Annotated in this window: 12 protein-coding genes and 2 tRNA genes; 11 read left to right on the forward strand and 3 right to left on the reverse strand. The window is 67.0% G+C overall.

Translation table 11 applies throughout. From position 1 onward, the window contains the following. Window positions 1–6: 6 nt before the first annotated feature. Window positions 7–495 carry a universal stress protein gene (locus G6N57_RS16410; RefSeq protein ID WP_077741427.1) on the reverse strand — a complete coding sequence of 163 codons (489 nt, stop codon included), beginning with the start codon at window positions 493–495 and terminating at the stop codon, window positions 7–9. Between the two features lie 142 nt (window positions 496–637). Beyond that, window positions 638–705: transfer RNA gene (locus G6N57_RS16415), tRNA-Lys, on the reverse strand. Window positions 706–866: 161 nt separating this feature from the next. On the opposite strand from G6N57_RS16415, the gene G6N57_RS16420 reads away from it, so the two are divergent. Then, a complete protein-coding gene (locus G6N57_RS16420; protein WP_077741426.1) occupies window positions 867–2066 on the forward strand; it encodes a Fic family protein in 1200 nt (399 codons plus the stop codon). A 395-nt stretch (window positions 2067–2461) separates the two neighbouring features. Here G6N57_RS16420 and G6N57_RS16425 read toward each other — a convergent pair. After that, window positions 2462–2535: transfer RNA gene (locus G6N57_RS16425), tRNA-Arg, on the reverse strand. A gap of 136 nt (window positions 2536–2671) precedes the next feature. Between G6N57_RS16425 and G6N57_RS16430 the strand changes: the two genes are divergently transcribed. The 10 genes from G6N57_RS16430 to G6N57_RS16475 all read left to right on the forward strand — a co-directional run bounded on the left by G6N57_RS16430 (window position 2672) and on the right by G6N57_RS16475 (window position 19136). Then, the gene (locus tag G6N57_RS16430) at window positions 2672–4141 is read left to right on the forward strand and encodes a wax ester/triacylglycerol synthase family O-acyltransferase (RefSeq protein ID WP_077741425.1); all 1470 of its coding nucleotides are present in this window, start codon (window positions 2672–2674) and stop codon (window positions 4139–4141) included. Between the two features lie 35 nt (window positions 4142–4176). After that, window positions 4177–5769 carry an HAD-IB family hydrolase/lysophospholipid acyltransferase family protein gene (locus G6N57_RS16435; RefSeq protein ID WP_077742044.1) on the forward strand — a complete coding sequence of 531 codons (1593 nt, stop codon included), beginning with the start codon at window positions 4177–4179 and terminating at the stop codon, window positions 5767–5769. Beyond that, window positions 5766–8135, forward strand: coding sequence for a glycerol-3-phosphate 1-O-acyltransferase (locus tag G6N57_RS16440; protein WP_077741424.1), 2370 nt, complete (start codon window positions 5766–5768; stop codon window positions 8133–8135). The genes G6N57_RS16435 and G6N57_RS16440 overlap by 4 nt, the downstream gene beginning before the upstream one ends. A gap of 44 nt (window positions 8136–8179) precedes the next feature. Next, window positions 8180–10204, forward strand: a complete 2025-nt coding sequence (locus tag G6N57_RS16445; RefSeq protein WP_077741423.1) for a bifunctional copper resistance protein CopD/cytochrome c oxidase assembly protein — start codon at window positions 8180–8182, stop codon at window positions 10202–10204. Window positions 10205–10360: 156 nt separating this feature from the next. Then, window positions 10361–10810: a single-stranded DNA-binding protein gene (locus G6N57_RS16450; RefSeq protein ID WP_077741422.1), complete on the forward strand. Its 450-nt coding sequence runs from the start codon at window positions 10361–10363 to the stop codon at window positions 10808–10810. Window positions 10811–10920: 110 nt separating this feature from the next. Next, complete coding sequence (gene ettA, locus G6N57_RS16455; protein WP_077741421.1) at window positions 10921–12594, forward strand: energy-dependent translational throttle protein EttA; 1674 nt, start codon at window positions 10921–10923, stop codon at window positions 12592–12594. Between the two features lie 99 nt (window positions 12595–12693). Further along, the gene (locus G6N57_RS16460) at window positions 12694–17535 is read left to right on the forward strand and encodes an NAD-glutamate dehydrogenase (protein WP_077741420.1); all 4842 of its coding nucleotides are present in this window, start codon (window positions 12694–12696) and stop codon (window positions 17533–17535) included. 41 nt (window positions 17536–17576) lie between these two features. Next, a complete protein-coding gene (locus G6N57_RS16465) occupies window positions 17577–17939 on the forward strand; it encodes an acyl-CoA thioesterase (RefSeq protein WP_234815848.1) in 363 nt (120 codons plus the stop codon). Beyond that, window positions 17936–18589 carry a DUF8010 domain-containing protein gene (locus tag G6N57_RS16470; RefSeq protein WP_077741418.1) on the forward strand — a complete coding sequence of 218 codons (654 nt, stop codon included), beginning with the start codon at window positions 17936–17938 and terminating at the stop codon, window positions 18587–18589. Before G6N57_RS16465 ends, G6N57_RS16470 begins: the two co-directional genes overlap by 4 nt. A gap of 43 nt (window positions 18590–18632) precedes the next feature. Continuing rightward, window positions 18633–19136: a putative immunity protein gene (locus G6N57_RS16475; protein ID WP_077742043.1), complete on the forward strand. Its 504-nt coding sequence runs from the start codon at window positions 18633–18635 to the stop codon at window positions 19134–19136. Window positions 19137–19146 lie beyond the last annotated feature (10 nt).

The following is a 19146-nucleotide window of genomic DNA, read 5'->3' on the forward strand; positions in this document are numbered from 1 at the left end:
GGTGTTTCAGTCGGCGGTGTGGACGATGAGGATGTCGATCTTCACCCGCCGGGCGATGGTGGCGGGCACCGAGCCCAACAGGCGCCCGGCGACCGAGTCCAGCCCGATGTCGCCGACGACGATCAGATCCGCATCGATCTCTTTGGCGAGTTTCACCAGGGCGTCGACCGGGGCGCCTTCGACCGCCCGCTCGACGATGTCCGTGGCGCCGGCGGCCTTGGCCCGGTCGCGCGCCGCCTGGAGGATCTCGTAGACCGGGGCGGCGCCGTGCATCCGGTAGCCCTCGCGCTTGAGGCTGTCCTCCGCGCGGGTGTCGACCACGTGATCAGGCGACGGCGCTCGCGACCAGCCGCCCTTTTCGGCCACGGGTTGATGAGCGCTCGCGACGATCAACTTCGCGTTCTCCTGCGCGGCGATCTCGCCGGCGCGGTGGACCGCGCGTAGCGACGAGTCGGAGCCGTCGGTCCCGACAAGGATCGTCCGATACGTGCTCATGTTGTCTCCGACTGTCGGCTACCAGGACAAACAGACCTTAATGCACGTCAATCTTCCGCCGGTGGAGATTGGGCTTCGCGCCGCGTCTAGGATCAACCGACACAGGTGTGAAGCATCGCCCGACGTCTGACACGAAAAGCGCCCTCGGCAGGAATCGAACCTGCGACCTAGGGATTAAGAATCGGGGACACCCGCCTGTTCCGATTAGGTGCTTGTTTGTTCTGGTAGATGGTTGTCTTGGCTCCTGGCTGTTTCAGCCTCAGGCTGGCCGCTGCAGCGATACGTTGGGGCCGACGGATGAGGCCACGCGAAGTGATAACAAGGATCTCCTTATTATCAGTTAAGTATCTAAGTGATGATACTCTGATCGGGTGTCATCACATGGCGCCACAACCGCCGTCGGGTACGAGACCCTGACATGGGATACGTCGACCGAGGCTGGATACGCGCGTCAGAATGTGCGGGCAGCGCTGCGGCAGTCTGGTGATTACCAGGCAGCGATTCCTGCAGAGGTCGAAAATCTTGAGGTCTCCCTTCCCTCTCGCATCCTTGCCGATGCAGAGGAGGCCAGCCAGGAGATCGCCCGCTTCGACGCGGAACTCGGTGACGAGATTGCACCCTTCGCCTCGGTGCTGCTCCGGTCAGAATCGGCTGCCAGCTCCAAGATCGAGAATCTGACCGCTTCAGCGCGCGCCATCGCCGAAGCCGAGACACTCGGACATTCCAGCCGTCGCAATGCCTCGGTGATCGTCGCAAACACCGAGGCCATGCAGGCCGCCGTCGCACTAGCCGGCCACATCGACGGTACCGCCATCCTTGCGATGCACGCTGCGCTAATGAGCGCCAGCAATCCGGACATCGCCGGCAGGTGGCGAACCGAGCAGGTATGGATTGGTGGCGGCGACTTCGGTCCCCGTGGCGCAGACTTCATCGCACCGCAGCACAGTCGGGTCCCAGGCGCCATCGACGACTTGATCCGGTTCGCCGGGCGCGACGATATCCCCGTTCTTCCCCAGATTGCTATCGCGCACGCGCAGTTCGAGACTATTCACCCGTTTCCGGACGGAAATGGCCGCACCGGCAGAGCGCTCATCCAGGCGATGTTGCGCAACAAGCGGCTGACTCGTCAGGTCACGGTCCCAGTCTCGGCGGGCCTGCTTACTGATACCGATTCCTATTTCCAAGCGCTGACCGCATACCGCGAGGGTGACCCTATCCCGATCGTCGAAAGGCTCTCTGCTGCATCGATCCTCGCAGTCGACAACGGCCGCCACCTCGTGAGCGACTTACGAACCATCAGGGAATTCTGGGCATCGAAGATCACCGCTCGCCGGGATTCCGCTGTACACCGTATCGCCGACCTGCTGATCAAACGCCCTGTCATCAACGCAAAACTATTGACCCGTGAACTGAACATCCCGATGAGCAACGTTTACCGCTATCTGGACCCATTGATCAAGGCAGGGATCATCGTCGAATTCACAGACCAGTCACGAAATCGCGCCTGGCGCGCACCTGAAGTGCTTGCTGCGCTTGATGCTTTCGCCGAACGCGCCGGGCGGCGAAGCTGAGTTCGGCTTGCCGCCACCGTCGGGCGGAGTCCACAAGCCGTCCCGGCAACTGGAGATTGGGCGGGGCGGTTGCCAAAGTCTGAGATCTACTCGACGAGCGGTTGTCGACATCGGCTGACTGTTGATCCAGCCACGACCCAGCGGGCGGCCTAACCGAAGCTATGCCCCGTCAGTATTCGCCCGGTACAACCAGGAACGCCTGACGAAGCCTTCGGCTACCTCACCCCAGCCGAGTACGAGCCCGCCCGGACCGCGACCTCACACGATGCGAGTCAGCCCGCCCCGTCCCTGGCAACCACGCAGGAAACATAGGAAGAGAACCTGGGGGTATTTCACCTGATAGTTCTGCCCGGAGACAAGACGTCAAACATCACCCGACGTCATACAAACAAAAGCGCCCCCGGCAGGAATCGAACCTGCGACCTAGAGATTAGAAGGCTCTTGCTCTATCCAACTGAGCTACGGAGGCAACGCGCGGACAGTCTATCTTGCCTGTGCCCAACACCACGCAAACCGTGTCAGCGGCAAAGCGGACCCGCGGGGCCGGTGGCGGACTAGCGTGGACGCTGCACTGGCGGCCAGGGGGAGGGGAGAGGGACCACGCTATGAGCGACGTGCCGGAGTTGGACGCGGCCGGACTGCCCGAAGAACTGAGCGCAGTCGATCAGCTGTTGCATCGGGGTGAGGCAAACCCCCGCACCCGGTCCGGGATCCTCGGCGTCGAGATCCTCGACACCACACCGGATTGGGAACGATTCCGGGCCCGTCTGGACTACGCGTCGCGCAAGGTTCTGCGGCTGCGTCAGAAGGTCGTCATGCCGACCCTGCCCACAGCTGCACCGCGCTGGGTCGTCGACCCTGACTTCAACCTCGACTATCACGTCCGGCGGGTGCGGGTCCCGGAGCCGGGAACGCTGCGTGACGTGTTCGACCTGGCCGAGATCGCGCTGCAGTCGCCGATGGACATCAGCCGCCCGCTGTGGAGTGCCACCCTGGTCGAGGGGCTGGCGGGTGGGCGCGCGGCGACCATCTTGCACCTGAGCCACGCGGTGTCCGACGGCGTCGGCATCGTCGAGATGTTCGCCAACATCTACGACCTCGAACGCGATCCCGAACCGACCGGCCCGGCGCCGCTGCCCATCCCGCAGGACCTCTCGCCCAACGACCTGATGCGGGAGGGAATCAGCCGCCTCCCCGGATCGATCGCCGGCGGCGTGCTCGGTGCCCTCGGACAGGCGGCCCGCACAGTGACCAAGGTGGTGCGCGACCCGGTCTCCGCGGTCAACGGTGTGGTCGACTACGCGATGTCCGGGGCCCGGGTGATGGGGCCGGCCGCGCACCCGTCGCCGCTGCTTCGGCGCCGGAGCCTGTCGTCACGCACGGAAGCGATCGACATCCCGTTCTCCGATCTGCATCGGGCGGCCAAGGCCGCAGGTGGTTCGATCAACGACGCCTACCTGGCCGGGCTGTGCGGCGCGCTCCGGCTCTACCACGACGCCAAAGGCATCTCGATCGAGACGCTGCCGATGGCGGTGCCGGTCAACCTGCGTTCCGAGGACGATCCGGCCGGCGGCAACCGCTTCGCCGGGGTCAACCTTGCCGCGCCAGTCGGAATCGTCGACGCGGAAACCCGGATCAAGGCCGTTCGCTCGCAGATGATGAGCAAGCGCGAGGAGCGCGCCATCGACATCGTGGGCTCGATCGCGCCTGTGCTGGGCCTGCTGCCCGACGCCGTGCTCGAGACGGTGGCCGGCTCGGTGGTGAACTCCGACGTGCAAGCCAGCAATGTGCCGGTCTATCCGGGGGACACCTTCATCGCCGGGGCGAAGATCTTGCGCCACTACGGAATAGGCCCGCTGCCCGGCGTCGCGATGATGGTGGTCCTGATCTCGCGGTCGGGATACATCACCGTCACCACCCGTTACGACCGGGCCGCCATCTCCGACGAGAAGCTGTTCGCCCAGTGCCTGCTGGCGGGCTTCGACGAGGTGCTGGCGCTCGGCGGCGACGGCCGGGCGGAGCCGGCCTCCTTCAGCAGCGAAACGTCGGCGACGAACGGGAGTGCTGCACAGTGAGTTCGAAAGATTCCGGTGCCCGTGCAACCAAGCAGATGCGGCTCCCCGGCACCCTGGCCGAGATCGAAGGGAGCCCGGAAGGCCCGGAGATCGGCGCATTCTTCGACCTGGACGGAACCCTGGTGGCCGGGTTCACTGGGGTGATCATGACCCGGGACCGGTTGCGCCGCGGCCAGATGGGCGTCGGTGAGTTCATCGGGATGGTGCAGGCCGGGCTGAACCACCAGCTGGGGCGCTCGGAGTTCGAGGACCTGATCGGCAAAGGCGCCCGGATGCTGCGCGGCAACTCGCTCAGTGATCTCGACGAGCTGGGTGAGCGGCTGTTCGTCCAGCACGTGCAGGGCCGCATGTACCCGGAGATGCGCGCGATGGTGCGTGCCCACATGGCCCGTGGGCACACCGTGGTGCTGAGTTCGTCGGCGCTGACGGTTCAGGTCGAGCCCGTCGCGCGTTTTCTCGGCATCGACAACGTGCTGTGCAACAAGTTCGAGACCGACGAGGACGGCCTGATCACCGGGGAGGTGATGAGGCCGGTCATCTGGGGTCCCGGCAAAGCCCGTGCGGTGCAGAACTTCTCGGCGGCCAACGGGGTGGACCTGACCAAGAGCTACTTCTACGCCGACGGCGACGAGGACGTCGCCCTGATGTACCTGGTGGGCAACCCGCGGCCAACGAATCCGGCGGGCAAGCTGGCCGCCGTCGCCGCCAAACGCGGCTGGCCGGTGCTGAAATTCAGCAGCCGCAGCGGCAGCAGTCCCGTCGCGCAACTGCGCACCCTGGCCAGCCTGGCCACCATCCCGACGGTCGCCGCCGGAGCGATCGGGCTCGGCCTGCTCACCCGCAACAAACGAACCGGGGTGAACTTCTTCACCTCGAACTGGAGCAAGCTGCTCATGCTCACCACCGGCATCGAGCTCAACGTCCTCGGCGAGGAGAACCTGACCGCACAACGTCCCGCGGTGTTCATCTTCAATCACCGCAACCAGGCCGACCCGATGATCGCGGGCCGGTTGGTCGGGGTGGACTTCACCGGCGTCGGGAAGAAGGAACTCGAGAAGAATCCCTTGATGGGTCCACTGGGCAAGGTCATGGATGCGGCATTCATCGACCGCGACGATCCCGAGAAGGCCGTCGAAAGCCTGCACAAGGTGGAAGAGCTTGCCCGCAAAGGCCTGTCGATCCTGATCGCTCCCGAGGGCACCCGGCTCGACACCACCGAGGTCGGCCCCTTCAAGAAGGGCCCGTTCCGCATCGCGATGGCCGCGGGTATTCCGATCGTGCCGATCGTGATCCGCAACGCCGAGGTGATCGCGCACCGCGATTCCAGCACCTTCAACCCCGGCAAGGTCGACGTCGCGGTGTATCCACCGATATCGGTGGCGGACTGGACGGTGGACAACCTGTCCGACCGCATCGCCGAGGTGCGGCAGATCTACCTCGACACGCTGAGATCCTGGCCGCAGGACGAGCTGCCCACATTCGACGTCTACTCCCGCGTCGCGCCGGTCAAGAAAGCCGCACCGCGCCGGGCCGCCAAGAAGGCACCGGCGAAGAAGGCGCCCGCGAAAAAGGCTGCACCCAAATCGGATACCTCGTCGCCGCGGTCGACTCCCAAGGGCCGACCGTGACCGCGGCCATCGACGACTACCCGAGCTTCAGCACCACTGACGATGCCCTGGTGCTCGCGTCGGTGTCGTCACCGGCCGAGCTCGAACTACTCAACGACTGGCTGAAGGCGCAGCGGCGCGAACACCCCGACACGACCGTCGAGGTACTGCAGCTGCCGGCCACCGACGAACCCGCCCCCGGCGTGGTCGCCCGCCTGGTCGAGGAGCTGGAATCGGACGAGGACCGGCTGGTGGTTCCGGTCCGGGTGTTCTGGGTGCCCGGCGGGCTACCCACCCGGCTGAAAGTGGTCGGGTTGATCTCCGGCCGCGACACCTACCGGCCGCCGGAAATTCTGCAGCGGCGCATCCTGCGCAAGGACCCGGCGCGCGCCCGGATCGTCGCCGGTGAACCAGCCAAGGTATCGGAACTGCGCAAGCAGTGGAGCGAGACCACGGTCGCGGAAAACCCCAGGGAATTCGCACGATTCGTCCTGCGCCGGGCGGTGCTGGCGATCGAGCGGGTGGAGCTGCGCCTGCTCGGCCCCGAATACAAGTCGCCGCGGCTGGTCAAGCCGGAGATGCTCGACTCGGCGCGCTTCCGGCAGGGCCTGGAGCAGATTCCGGGGGCGACGGTCGAGAAGGCCGGGGAGATGCTCGACGAGCTCTCCACGGGGTGGAGCCGCTTCTCGGTGGACCTGATCCCGACTCTGGGCCGGGCCATCTTCAGCCGTGGATTCGACCCGCGCATCGACTACGACCGCACCGAGATCGAGTCGATGCGCCATGCCCTGGAACAACATCCGGCGGTGCTGCTGTTCTCGCACCGCTCATATCTCGACGGGGTCATCGTCCCCGTGGCCATGCAGGAGAACCGGCTTCCGCCGGTCTACACGTTCGCGGGCATCAACCTGTCGTTCGGTCTGATGGGTCCGCTGTTCCGGCATTCCGGCGTCATCTTCCTGCGCCGCAAACTCGATGACCCGCTGTACAAGTACGTGCTGCGGCAGTACGTGGGCTACATCGTGGAGAAGCGGTTCAATCTGAACTGGTCCATCGAGGGCACCCGGTCCCGGACCGGAAAGATGTTGCCGCCCAAGCTCGGACTGCTCGCGTATGTCGCGAACGCGTACCTCGACGGCCGCAGCGACGACATCCTGCTGCAGCCGGTTTCGATCAGCTTCGACCAGTTGCACGAGACAGCCGAGTACGCCGCCTACGCCCGCGGCGGTGAGAAGACGCCCGAGGGCCTGAGCTGGCTGTACAACTTCATCAAGGCGCAGGGCGAACGCAACTACGGCAAGATCTACGTCCGCTTCCCCGAAGCGGTTTCGATGCGCGAGCATCTGGGCGAGCCGGGCGGCGAGATGGCCCACGACGAGGCGGCCAAACGCCTGGCGATGCAGAAGATGGCCTTCGAGGTGGCCTGGCGCATCCTGCGCGTCACGCCGGTCACCGCGACCAACCTGGTCTCGGCGCTGCTGCTGGGTGCCCGCGGGGTGGCGCTGACGCTGGATCAGCTGCACCACACGCTGCAGGACTCGCTGGACTACCTGGAGCGCAAGAACACCCCGATGACCAACAGTGCGCTGCGGCTGCGGACCGCCGAGGGCGTGCGTTCCGCCGTCGACGCCCTGTCCGGTGGGCACCCGGTGACGCTCGTCGACAGCGGGCGCGAACCGGTGTGGCGGATCGCCCCCGAGGACGAGCTGGAGGCGGCGTTCTACCGCAACTCCCTGATCCATGCCTTCCAGGAGACCTCGATCGTCGAACTGGCCCTGGCGTATGCCGCCCGCGCCGCCGAGGACCCGCTGCAGGCGTTCTGGGATCAGGTGATGCGGCTGCGTGATCTGCTCAAGTTCGATTTCTACTTCGCGGATTCGGCGGCCTTCCGCGACAACGTCGCCGAGGAGCTGTCGTGGTACGACCGTACGCCGGAAGGACAGGCGGCCGGAGGCTGGGAAGCGAAGGTCTCCGCAGGCGGCGAGGACATCTATCAGATGTTGCGCAGCAAGCGACCGCTGTTGGTGGGCGCCATGTTGCGCCCGTTCTTCGAGGCCTACGGGATCGTGGCCGACGTGTTGCGCGATGCGCCGGCCGAGATCAGCGAGCGGGACCTGACCAGGCGGGCGCTGGGCGTCGGGCGCCAATACGTCGCCCAGGGCCGGGTGGGCAGCAACGAGTCGGTGTCGGCGCTGCTGTTCGCCACCGCGCGTCAGGTGGCCGCCGATCAGGACCTGCTGGTCAACGGCCCCGATCTGCAGGCGCGCCGCAATGCCTTCCGGGACGAACTGCGTGGGATCGTCGCCGACATGGACAAGGTCGACGAGATCGCCCGTGAGCAGTTCTACTTCCGGGAGAAGCAGCGTCGCGGCGAGCAGGCTCCCTAGGACTGGCCACCGGCGTGGCGCGGGCCACGCCATACCCTTGGACCATGACTTCTGCCGGCCAGGCGGCCGCATCCAGCGTGCGCAACAGCGCGGTGTGGCCCGTGCTGGTCGGGGTGGGCCTGCTGGCCGGGGCAGTGGCGGCAGGCATCGGGGCGCTGTCGCTGGCCGACGCGCTGACCGCCACGGGCCTGCCCGACCCCGGCCCGATCACCACCTACGGTCTGCCGTTCGTGCGGGCCGCGGGTGAGATCGCTGCCGTCATCGCGGTCGGGTCGTTCCTGTTCGCGGCGTTCCTGGTGGCGCCGCAGACCAATGGCGTGCTCGATGTCGCCGGCTACCGGGCGCTGCGGCTCGGCTCGGCGGCTTCGGGCGTGTGGACGGTGTGCGCGGCGCTGCTGGTACCGCTGACGATCTCCGATGTGTCCGGGCAGCCGTTGCTCGACCATCTCGGGCCGGTCGATGTGTGGTCGGCGGCCAGCTTGGTCGACGTGTCGGCTGCCTGGCGCTGGACGGCGATCCTGGCCGCGGCCGTCACCATTGCCAGCCTGCCGGTGCTGCGGTGGGGATGGACCCCGGTGCTCTTCGCCGGGTCGCTGCTGACGTTGATGCCGCTGGTGCTGACCGGGCACTCCTCGTCCGGCGGCGCCCACGATCTGGCCACCAACAGCCTGTTCATCCATCTGGTGGCCGCCGCGCTGTGGGCAGGCGGCCTGCTGGCGCTACTGGCGCACGCGATGCGGGCCGGCGCCGACGGCCCGAACACCGCATTGGCGGCACGCCGCTTCTCGGCGCTGGCGCTGTGGTGCTTCGTCGCGATGGCCGTCAGCGGCGTGCTCAACGCGCTGGTGCGGATCCAGCTGCCCGATCTGGTGCGGACCAGCTACGGCTGGTTGCTGGTGGCCAAGTTGGTCGCCCTCACCCTGCTCGGCGTACTGGGCTGGCGACAGCGCCGGGTCAGCCTGACCGCGCTGGCCGCCGATCCGGGGGCGCGCACACCGCTGATCCGGTTGGCGCTGACCGAGGCAGCGCTGTTCGGCGTCACGTTCGGTATCGCCGTCGGGTTGGGACGCACCCCACCGCCCCCGGAGCCCAGGATTCCCAGCGCCACCGAGGTTGCGATCGGCTACGACTTCGCCGGACCTCCGACCGTCGCCCGGGTGTTGTTCGACTGGCGGTTCGACCTGCTGTTCGGCACGGCGGCGATCGTGGGTGCGGCGCTCTACCTGGCCGGCGTGTACCGGCTGCGCCGCCGCGGCGACGCCTGGCCCGTGGGCCGCACGGTCGCCTGGCTGCTGGGTTGCGCGGTCTTGCTGTTCACCACCTCGTCGGGGCTCGGGCGCTACATGCCGGCGATGTTCAGCATGCACATGATCGCCCACATGCTGCTGTCCATGCTGGTGCCGGTGCTCCTGGTACTGGGCGCCCCGGTGACGCTGGCCCTGCGGGCGTTGCCCACCGCGGGCCGCGGATCGCCGCCGGGCCCGAGGGAATGGCTGCTGGCGGCGTTGCACTCCAAGGTCTCGCAGTTCCTGACCCATCCGATCATTGCGACCGTGCTGTTCGTGGCAGGGTTCTATGGCCTGTACTTCGGCGGCATCTTCGATGCAGCAGTCAGCAACCACGCCGCGCACATCCTGATGAACGTGCACTTCCTGCTCTCGGGCTACCTGTTCTACTGGGTGGTCATCGGCGTGGACCCGACCCCGAGGCCCGTTCCGCACCTGGTCAAGATCGGGATGGTGTTCGCCTCGTTGCCACTGCATGCGTTCTTCGGTGTGGTGATGATGGGCATGCAGAACGTGCTCGGCGAGAGCTTCTACCGGTCATTGCAGCTGCCGTGGCACACCGACCTGATCGGGGATCAACACCTCGGCGGTGCCATCGCCTGGGCGGCCGGAGAGGTCCCGCTGGTCATCGTGATGCTGGCGTTGTTGATCCAGTGGCGACGCAGCGACCAGCGCACCGCCAAGCGCCTGGACCGGGCCGCCGACCGCGACGACGACGCCGACCTGGCGGCCTACAACGCGATGCTGGCCGAGATGGCGCGGCGCGACCGTCCTTCCGGCTAGTCACCGGAGTTATCCCCAGCCTGCGTTTCATCCCCAGCCGACGACTGCACGGGGCCGCATGCCCGGCCGCGCGTCGGGGTTCCGGCGGTCAATGGCTGCGTAAGGCGGTCACGGCGCATCGGCGCCTGCCACTGGATGAAGCGAAAGGAACCAGAAATGTTCGAGACCCCGTTCACGATCGTGGGCAACATCATCACCGACCCCATCCGGCGGCGGTTCGGCGATCAGGACCTGTACAAGTTCCGGGTGGCCAGCAATTCGCGGCGCCGCACGCCGGACGGCAACTGGGAACACGGCAACTCGCTCTACGTCACGGTCAACTGCTGGGGAAATCTCGCCACCGGCACCAGCGCCTCCCTGATGAAGGGCGACGCCGTGATCGTGGTCGGGCAGGTCCACACCAATGAGTACGAGGACAAGGAAGGTGTGCGCCGGTCATCGCTCGAGGTGCGGGCCAGCGCGGTCGGGCCGGACCTGTCCCGCTGCACTGCCAAGGTCGCACCCCTGCCCAAACCGTCGGCCGGCCCGGTAGCCGAGCCCGAGCCCGTCGACGGCCACGACGGGGAAACCGAGCCCGACGAGGGTGAGCTGCCACTGTCGGCTTAGCGGCTTCCGGGCGCGCATAGGATGGGCGCGAGTGAGTTGGGCTTGACGCAACCTTTCGCGCACGCGCCCATCCGATATCCCCGAAGAGTTTCAGAAAGGCACATCACGGCATGGCCGAATTCATCTACACGATGCGCAAGGTTCGCAAGGCGCACGGCGACAAGGTCATCCTTGACGACGTAAGCCTGAACTTCCTGCCCGGCGCGAAGATCGGCGTCGTCGGTCCCAACGGGGCCGGTAAGTCGAGTGTGCTGAAGATCATGGCCGGCATCGATCAGGCGAACAACGGCGACGCGCTGCTGGCGCCCGGCGCCAGCGTCGGCATCCTGATGCAGGAGCCGCACCTCGACGAGAGCAAGACCGTCCGCGAGAACGTCGAGGACGGCGTGGCGATCAAGGCCAAGCTCAACCGGTACAACGAGGTCGCCGAGCTGATGGCCACCGACTACTCCGATGAGCTCATGGAAGAGATGGGCCACCTTCAGGAGGAGCTGGACGCCGCCGACGCGTGGGACATCGACTCCCAGCTCGAGCAGGCCATGGATGCGCTGCGCTGCCCGCCGCCGGACGAGCCGGTCACCCACCTGTCCGGTGGTGAGCGCCGCCGCGTCGCACTGTGCAAGCTCCTGCTGAGCAAGCCGGACCTGCTGCTGCTCGACGAGCCCACCAACCACCTCGACGCAGAGAGCGTGCTGTGGCTGGAGCAGCACCTGGCCAGCTACAAGGGCGCCATCCTGGCGGTCACGCACGACCGCTACTTCCTCGACAACGTCGCCGAGTGGATCCTCGAACTCGACCGCGGCCGGGCCTACCCCTACGAGGGCAACTACTCGACCTACCTGGAGAAGAAGGCCGAGCGGCTGGAGGTCCAGGGCAAGAAGGACCAGAAGCTGCAGAAGCGGCTCAAGGACGAGCTGGCCTGGGTCCGCTCGGGCGCCAAGGCCCGTCAGGCCAAGAACAAGGCCCGCCTCGGCCGGTACGAGGAGATGGTCGCCGAAGCCGAGAAGACCCGGAAGCTCGACTTCGAGGAGATCCAGATCCCGACCCCGCCGCGGCTGGGCAACGTCGTGGTCGAGGTCGAGCACCTGGACAAGGGCTTCGAGGGCCGCACGCTGATCAAGGACCTGTCCTTCACACTGCCGCGCAACGGCATCGTCGGCGTCATCGGCCCCAACGGCGTCGGCAAGACCACGCTGTTCAAGACCATCGTCGGGCTGGAACAGCCCGACAGCGGCACGGTCAAGGTCGGCGAGACGGTCAAGCTGTCCTACGTCGACCAGAGCCGCGCCGGCATCGACCCCAAGAAGACGGTCTGGGAGGTCGTCTCCGACAAGCTGGACTACATCGAGGTCGGCCAGAACGAGATCCCGTCACGGGCCTACGTGTCCGCGTTCGGGTTCAAGGGTCCGGATCAGCAGAAGCCCGCGGGCGTGCTGTCCGGCGGTGAGCGCAACCGGCTGAACCTGGCACTGACCCTCAAAGAGGGCGGCAACCTGATCCTGCTCGACGAGCCGACCAACGACCTCGACGTCGAGACGCTGTCGTCTCTGGAGAACGCGCTGGAGCAGTTCCCCGGCTGCGCCGTGGTGATCAGCCACGACCGGTGGTTCCTGGACCGCACCTGCACGCACATTCTGGCGTGGGAGGGCGACGACGACAACGAGGCCAAGTGGTTCTGGTTCGAGGGCAACTTCGGTGCCTACGAGGAGAACAAGATCCAACGCCTCGGTGCCGAAGCGGCACGCCCGCACCGGGTGACCCACAGGAGACTGACCCGCGACTGACCCGTGACGGGATAAACGGCGCAGCGGGCTCGGTGGCGCTACTAATGTCGCAGCTATGCACCAATGCCGGTGCATGGGCGTGAGTAGGGAGTGATCCGTATGACGGCCGAACCGGGAGCTCTTCGGGGACAGGGAATTAGCGACCGGGATCGCTCACAGGCACCGCCTGAGGTGATCCACCGGCTCGCTGTGGCGTTCCTGTCCACCTACCGGGCTCCGCAGGCCGACGCGCCGGGAGTGGCCGCCACCGGTCCTCAGGCCGGGGTGGCAGAGCGCCTTGTCTCCGATGCCACGGTGGCCGCCCACTACGCGTTGGGCGGCCAGCGGGCGCCGGGGGAGACCAAGGTCATGGTCTACCCGGGAGACAACGACTCCGGTCCGGCGCTACAGATCGTCACCGAGCAGGCGGCGATGCTGGTGGATTCGGTGACGGTGTTGTTGCACCGGCACGGCATCGCCTACCCCGCCATCATGAACCCGGTCTTTCGGGTGCACCGCGACGCCGACGGGGTACTGCTGGACTTCCAGCCCGCCGCCGAGGCCACCGGTGTCGACGGCGTGGACGAATGCTGGATCCTGGTCCCGGTCAACGGGGCGGCTGACGGCCCGGCCCTGACCGAGGTGGTCGGGTTGGTGCCCGGTGTCCTGGCCGAGGCCCGGCAGATCGGGCTGGATGCCGCCGCCATGGGCGCAGCTCTGCACGCCCTGGCCAACGATGTTGCCACCGATGTCGAGGGGCGGTTTCCCAACACCGAACGCCGGGATGTCGCCGCGCTGTTGCGCTGGCTCTCCGACGGGCATTTCGTGCTGCTCGGATACCAGCAGTGCGCGATCAGCGACGGGCAGGCCTCGGTCGATCCGTCCAGCCGGCTCGGCGTGCTGAAGCTGCGCGAGGACGTGCTCCCACCGCTGACCGCGGCCGACGACCTGATGGTGCTGGCGCAGGCCACGATGCCGAGCTATCTGCGCTACGGGGCCTACCCCTACATCGTCGTCGTCCGCGAGAGCGGCGAGCCGGCCATCGAGCACCGGTTTGTCGGCCTGTTCACCGTGGCCGCGATGAACGCCAATGTGCTGGAGATCCCGTTGATCTCGCGCCGGGTCGAGGAGGCGCTGGCCATGGCGCGCCGCGATCCCAGCCATCCCGGTCAGCTGCTGCGCGACATCGTCCAGACCATTCCGCGCCCCGAACTGTTCGCGTTGAGTTCCAAGCAGCTGCTGGATATGGCGCTGACCGTGGTCGATCTGGGCTCACGGCGTCGGACCTTGCTGTTCCTGCGTGCGGATCAACTGGCGCACTTCGTGTCCTGCCTGGTGTACCTGCCGAGAGACCGCTACACCACCGCGGTGCGGCTGGAGATGCAGGACATCCTGGTGCGCGAGCTCGGCGGTGAGAGCATCGACTACTCGGCCCGGGTCAGCGAGTCACCCTGGGCTGTAGTTCATTTCACGGTCCGGCTGCCCGACGGCACCGCCTCGCACACGGTGGACACCTCCACCGAGAACGAGAACCGGATCCAGAACCTGCTGACCGAGGCCACCCGCAACTGGGGTGACCGCATGACCAGTGCGGCAGCGCACGCGGCGCTGAGCCCGGCCGCGGTCGAGCACTACGCCACGGCGTTCCCTGAGGACTACAGGCAGGCCGTCGCCCCGGCGGACGCCATCGCCGACATCGCGATCATCGAAGCGTTGCAGGACAATTCGGTGAAGCTGGTGTTCGACGAGGGCGGGGACGACGGGCTGGCTCAGCTCACCTGGTACCTCGGCGGACAGTCGGCCTCGCTGAGCGAGCTGCTGCCGATGCTGCAGTCGATGGGTGTGGTGGTGCTCGAGGAGCGTCCGTACACCGTGCGCAGGGCCGACGGCCTGCCCGTCTGGATCTATCAATTCAAGGTGGCCCGGCAGCGCAGCATCCCCGAGGCCCCCGACGCCGCTTCGCGCGAGGCCACCGCCCAGCGGTTCGCCGATGCGGTGACCGCGATCTGGCACGGGTCGGTCGAGGTGGACCGGTTCAACGAGCTGGTGCTGCGTGCCGACCTGACCTGGCAGCAGGTGGTGATCCTGCGCGCCTACGCGAAGTACCTGCGCCAGGCGGGGTTCCCGTACAGCCAGTCGCACATCGAATCGGTGGTCAACGAGAACCCGCACACCACAAGGTCGTTGGTGCAGCTGTTCGAGGCGCTGTTCGACCCGTCCGAGGACACCGCGGGCAGCCGGGACGCCCAGGGGGCGGCCGCTGCGGTGGCCGCCGACATCGACGCCCTGGTCAGCCTGGACACCGACCGGGTGCTGCGGGCATTCGCGACCCTGATCCAGGCCACGCTGCGCACCAACTATTTTGTGCAGCATCCCAACTCGGCCCGGCAACGCGGTGTGTTGGCGATGAAGCTGAATCCCGGCCTGATCAACGAGCTGCCGTTGCCGCGGCCCAAGTTCGAGATCTTCGTCTACTCGCCCCGGGTGGAGGGCGTGCACCTGCGGTTCGGTTTCGTCGCCCGCGGCGGGTTGCGCTGGTCGGACCGACGCGAGGACTTCCGCACCGAGATCCTGGGTCTGGTCAAGGCCCAGGCGGTGAAGAACGCGGTCATCGTGCCGGTGGGCGCCAAGGGCGGGTTCGTGGTCAAGCGACCGCCGGAGCCGACCGGTGACGCTGCCGTCGACCGTGAGGCGACCCGCGCCGAAGGCGTTGCGTGCTACCAGCTTTTCATCTCCGGGCTGCTCGACGTGACCGACAACGTCGACAAACAGACCGGTGCCGTCGTCACGCCTCCGGACGTGGTGCGCCGCGACGGGGAGGACGCCTATCTGGTGGTCGCCGCCGACAAGGGCACGGCCACGTTCTCCGACATCGCCAACGAGGTCGCGAAGTCCTACGGCTTCTGGCTCGGCGACGCGTTCGCCTCGGGCGGATCCATCGGCTATGACCACAAGGCCATGGGGATCACCGCCAAGGGGGCGTGGGAGTCGGTGAAGCGGCACTTCCGGGAGATGGGGGTGGACACCCAGACCCAGGACTTCACCGTCGTCGGCGTCGGAGATATGAGCGGCGACGTGTTCGGCAACGGCATGCTGCTGTCCAAGCACATAAGGCTGATCGCCGCCTTCGACCACAGGCACATCTTCGTCGATCCCAACCCTGACGCCGCGGTGTCGTGGGTGGAGCGCAAGCGCCTGTTCGAGCTGCCGCGGTCCAGTTGGGAGGACTACGACGCCAAGCTGATCAGCGAGGGCGGCGGTGTCTTCAGCCGTCAGCAGAAATCCATCCCGATCAGCCCGCAGGCCCGCGCGGCACTCGGGATCGACTCCGACATAGCGGAACTCACGCCGCCCGCCCTGATGAAGGCGATTCTGAAGGCGCCGGTCGACCTGCTGTGGAACGGCGGGATCGGCACCTACGTCAAGGCCGAGACCGAGGCCGATGTCGGTGATCGCGCCAACGACCAGATCCGGGTGAACGGAAACGAGGTGCGGGCCAAGGTGATCGGCGAGGGCGGCAACCTCGGCGTGACATCCCTCGGGCGCATCGAATTCGACCTGGCCGGCGGCCGGATCAACACCGACGCACTGGACAACTCGGCGGGCGTGGACTGCTCGGACCACGAGGTCAACATCAAGATCCTGATCGACTCGCTGGTCACCGCGGGCAAGGTGAGCCCCGACGAACGCACCGAGCTGCTGTTGTCGATGACCGATGAGGTCGGTGCGCTGGTGCTGACCGACAACAAGGACCAGAACGACCTGATGGGGACCAGCCGGGCCAACGCCGCGAGCATGCTCACGGTGCACGCCCGGATGATCAAGGAGTTCGTGGCCAACCGTGGGCTCAACCGCGAACTGGAGGCGTTGCCCTCGGAGAAGGAGATCAGGCGCCGCGTCGACGCCGGAATCGGTTTGACCTCACCGGAATTGGCCACCCTGATGGCGCACGTCAAACTCAATCTCAAGGACGACGTGCTGGCCAGCGACCTGCCCGACCAGGAGGTGTTCGCGTCCCGGCTGCCGCTGTACTTCCCGGAGAAGCTGCGCGAGCAGTTCACCAGCGAGATCCGGTCACACCAGCTGCGCCGGGAGATCGTCACCACCATGCTGGTCAACGATCTCGTCGACACCAGCGGGATCAGCTACGCCTACCGCATCACCGAGGACGTCGGCGTCGGCCCGGTCGACGCGGTGCGCAGCTACGTCGCCACCGACGCCATCTTCGGGATCGGCAAGGTGTGGCGCGAGATTCGGGCTGCCGGTGACGACGGGGTGCCGGTGTTCGTGACCGACCGGATGACGCTGGATCTGCGCCGGCTGGTCGACCGCGCCGGGCGCTGGCTGCTCAACTACCGTCCGCAACCGCTGGCCGTCGGCGCCGAGATCAACCGATTCGCAGCGCAGGTGTCTGCCCTGCGCCCGCAGATGCCGCAATGGTTGCGCGGCGACGACAAGGCCATCGTCGAAAAGGAGGCGGGGGAGTTCTCCGCCCAGGGTGTGCCCGACGAACTGGCGTACGCGGTGGCGACGGGGCTGTACCAGTACAGCCTGCTCGACGTGATCGACATCTCCGACATCGTCGACCGGGACGCGGCCGAGGTGGCCGACACCTACTTCGCGCTGATGGATCGGCTCGGCGCCGACGGGTTGCTCACCGCGGTGTCGCGACTCGGCCGGGACGACCGCTGGCATTCCTTGGCGCGGCTGGCAATTCGCGACGACATCTACGGTTCACTTCGCGCACTGTGCTTCGACGTGCTGGCCGTCGGCGAACCCGACGAGACGGGCGAGGAGAAGATCGCCGAGTGGGAGCTGACCAACAGCTCCAGGGTGACCCGGGCCCGCCGCACGTTGACCGAGATATACCAAGATGGTGAGCAGGACCTGGCGACGCTGTCTGTGGCGGCGCGTCAGATCCGCAGCATGACACGAACGAGTGGAACGGGAACGACTGCGTGAGTTTTACAACGCCGGTGCATGTGCGCTGGTCGGACATCGACATGTACCAGCACATCAATCACGCCACCATGGTGACGCTTCTCGAAGAGGCGCGGATACCGTTCCTGCGTGAGCCCTTCGGCGCCACGATCGACACCATCGGTCTGCTGATCGCCGATGTCAGCATCAGCTACAAGGGTCAGTTGCGGCTGGTGGACTCGCCGCTACAGGTGACGATGTGGTCCAAGCGGGTGCGCGCCGTCGACTTCACCATCGGCTACGAGGTGCGCTCGCTGAATGCCGCTCCGGACTCCAAGCCGTCGGTGATCGGGGAGACCCAACTGGCCGCGGTGCACATCGCCGAGCAACGTCTGGAACGCCTGACGGCCGAGCAGCGCGGCTATCTGGAGAGCCATCTGCGATGACCGCCCGGGAGCGCGGTCTGTGGATCGAGGATCCGCGCGACCGTAGGGATCTCGCGACGTTCCTCGATCGTGCCCTGCGGCTCGACGATGCCGCGGTCGTCCGGTTGCGGGTACGCGCCGGCGGCGTTGTCGCCTGGGTGGCGACCGGGTTGGAGGTACTGGCCAGCCGGGTGGTGGCCGGACGCGTGCGTCCGTCGGACCTGTCGGCGGGCGCCGACGCGCTGGCGGCCGGATTGTCTGCTGCCGGAGACGGATACATCGATCCGGGCTTTCCGATGGACTCGTCGTGGCGCGGTGGGCTGCCGCCCGAGGACGGGTTCGTTCACCTCGACGACGTGCCCGCGCGGGTGATGCTCGATCTGGCTCAGCAGGGCGGTGCACTGGCCCGCGAGCACGGTAGCGCGTACGGGCCGCCGGCCTCCCTGCTGGATCAGGAGGTGATCGCCGTGAGCGCGGGCGAATACCGCGTCGGTGTGCCGATGCGGTGCGTGTTCGCGTTGACCGCCATGGGCTTTCTGCCGCAGACCGGCAACGAGGTCAGCGAGCAGGAGATCGTCCGGGTGCGTGCGCACCCGTCGTGGCTGCGCATCGACGCCCGGTTCGGCTCGGTGTACCGCCGTCGCGACAGCGCCGCGCTGATCCTGGGCTGAGCATCGGGCGCGCGGCGTGACCTCGGGGGACTTCGAGCTGACCATGGACGAGCTGCGAGTCGTCGCACGGTTTGTGACCGAGACCGCCGAAGAGGTGCTCGGCATTTTCGAGGATGTCCATCCCGATGACCCTCGACCGCGAGCAGCGATCACCGCCTCCTGGCGGTTCGTCAACGGCGCGCCCAGATCCCAGGCACAGCGGGTCGCATCACTGGATGCCCACCGCGCGGCCGCGGCTTCCTCGACCGAGGGTGCGCGCCTGGCGGCGCAGGCGGCGGGTGACGCCGCCTCGGCGGCTTACCTGCACCCCATCGCGAAAGCCCATCAGGTGGGCCACATCCTGCGGGCTGCGGCGAACACCGCCCGCATCGCCGAGATCACCGGCGGCGCTCCTGCAGCGGGAGATATTGTGCTGCAACGAGTTCAGAGCCGTGCCACGCCGGCGTTGATCGACGTCCTCTGCCGATATCCGGCCGCGCCGACCGGCAAGAGCCGGGTTGCCCAGCTCATGTCGACTCTGGACGAGGCGCTGAGGGCGCAGCGCTGACGCCCGACCT

This window comes from Mycolicibacterium boenickei, from assembly GCF_010731295.1.
GTDB lineage: Bacteria > Actinomycetota > Actinomycetes > Mycobacteriales > Mycobacteriaceae > Mycobacterium > Mycobacterium boenickei.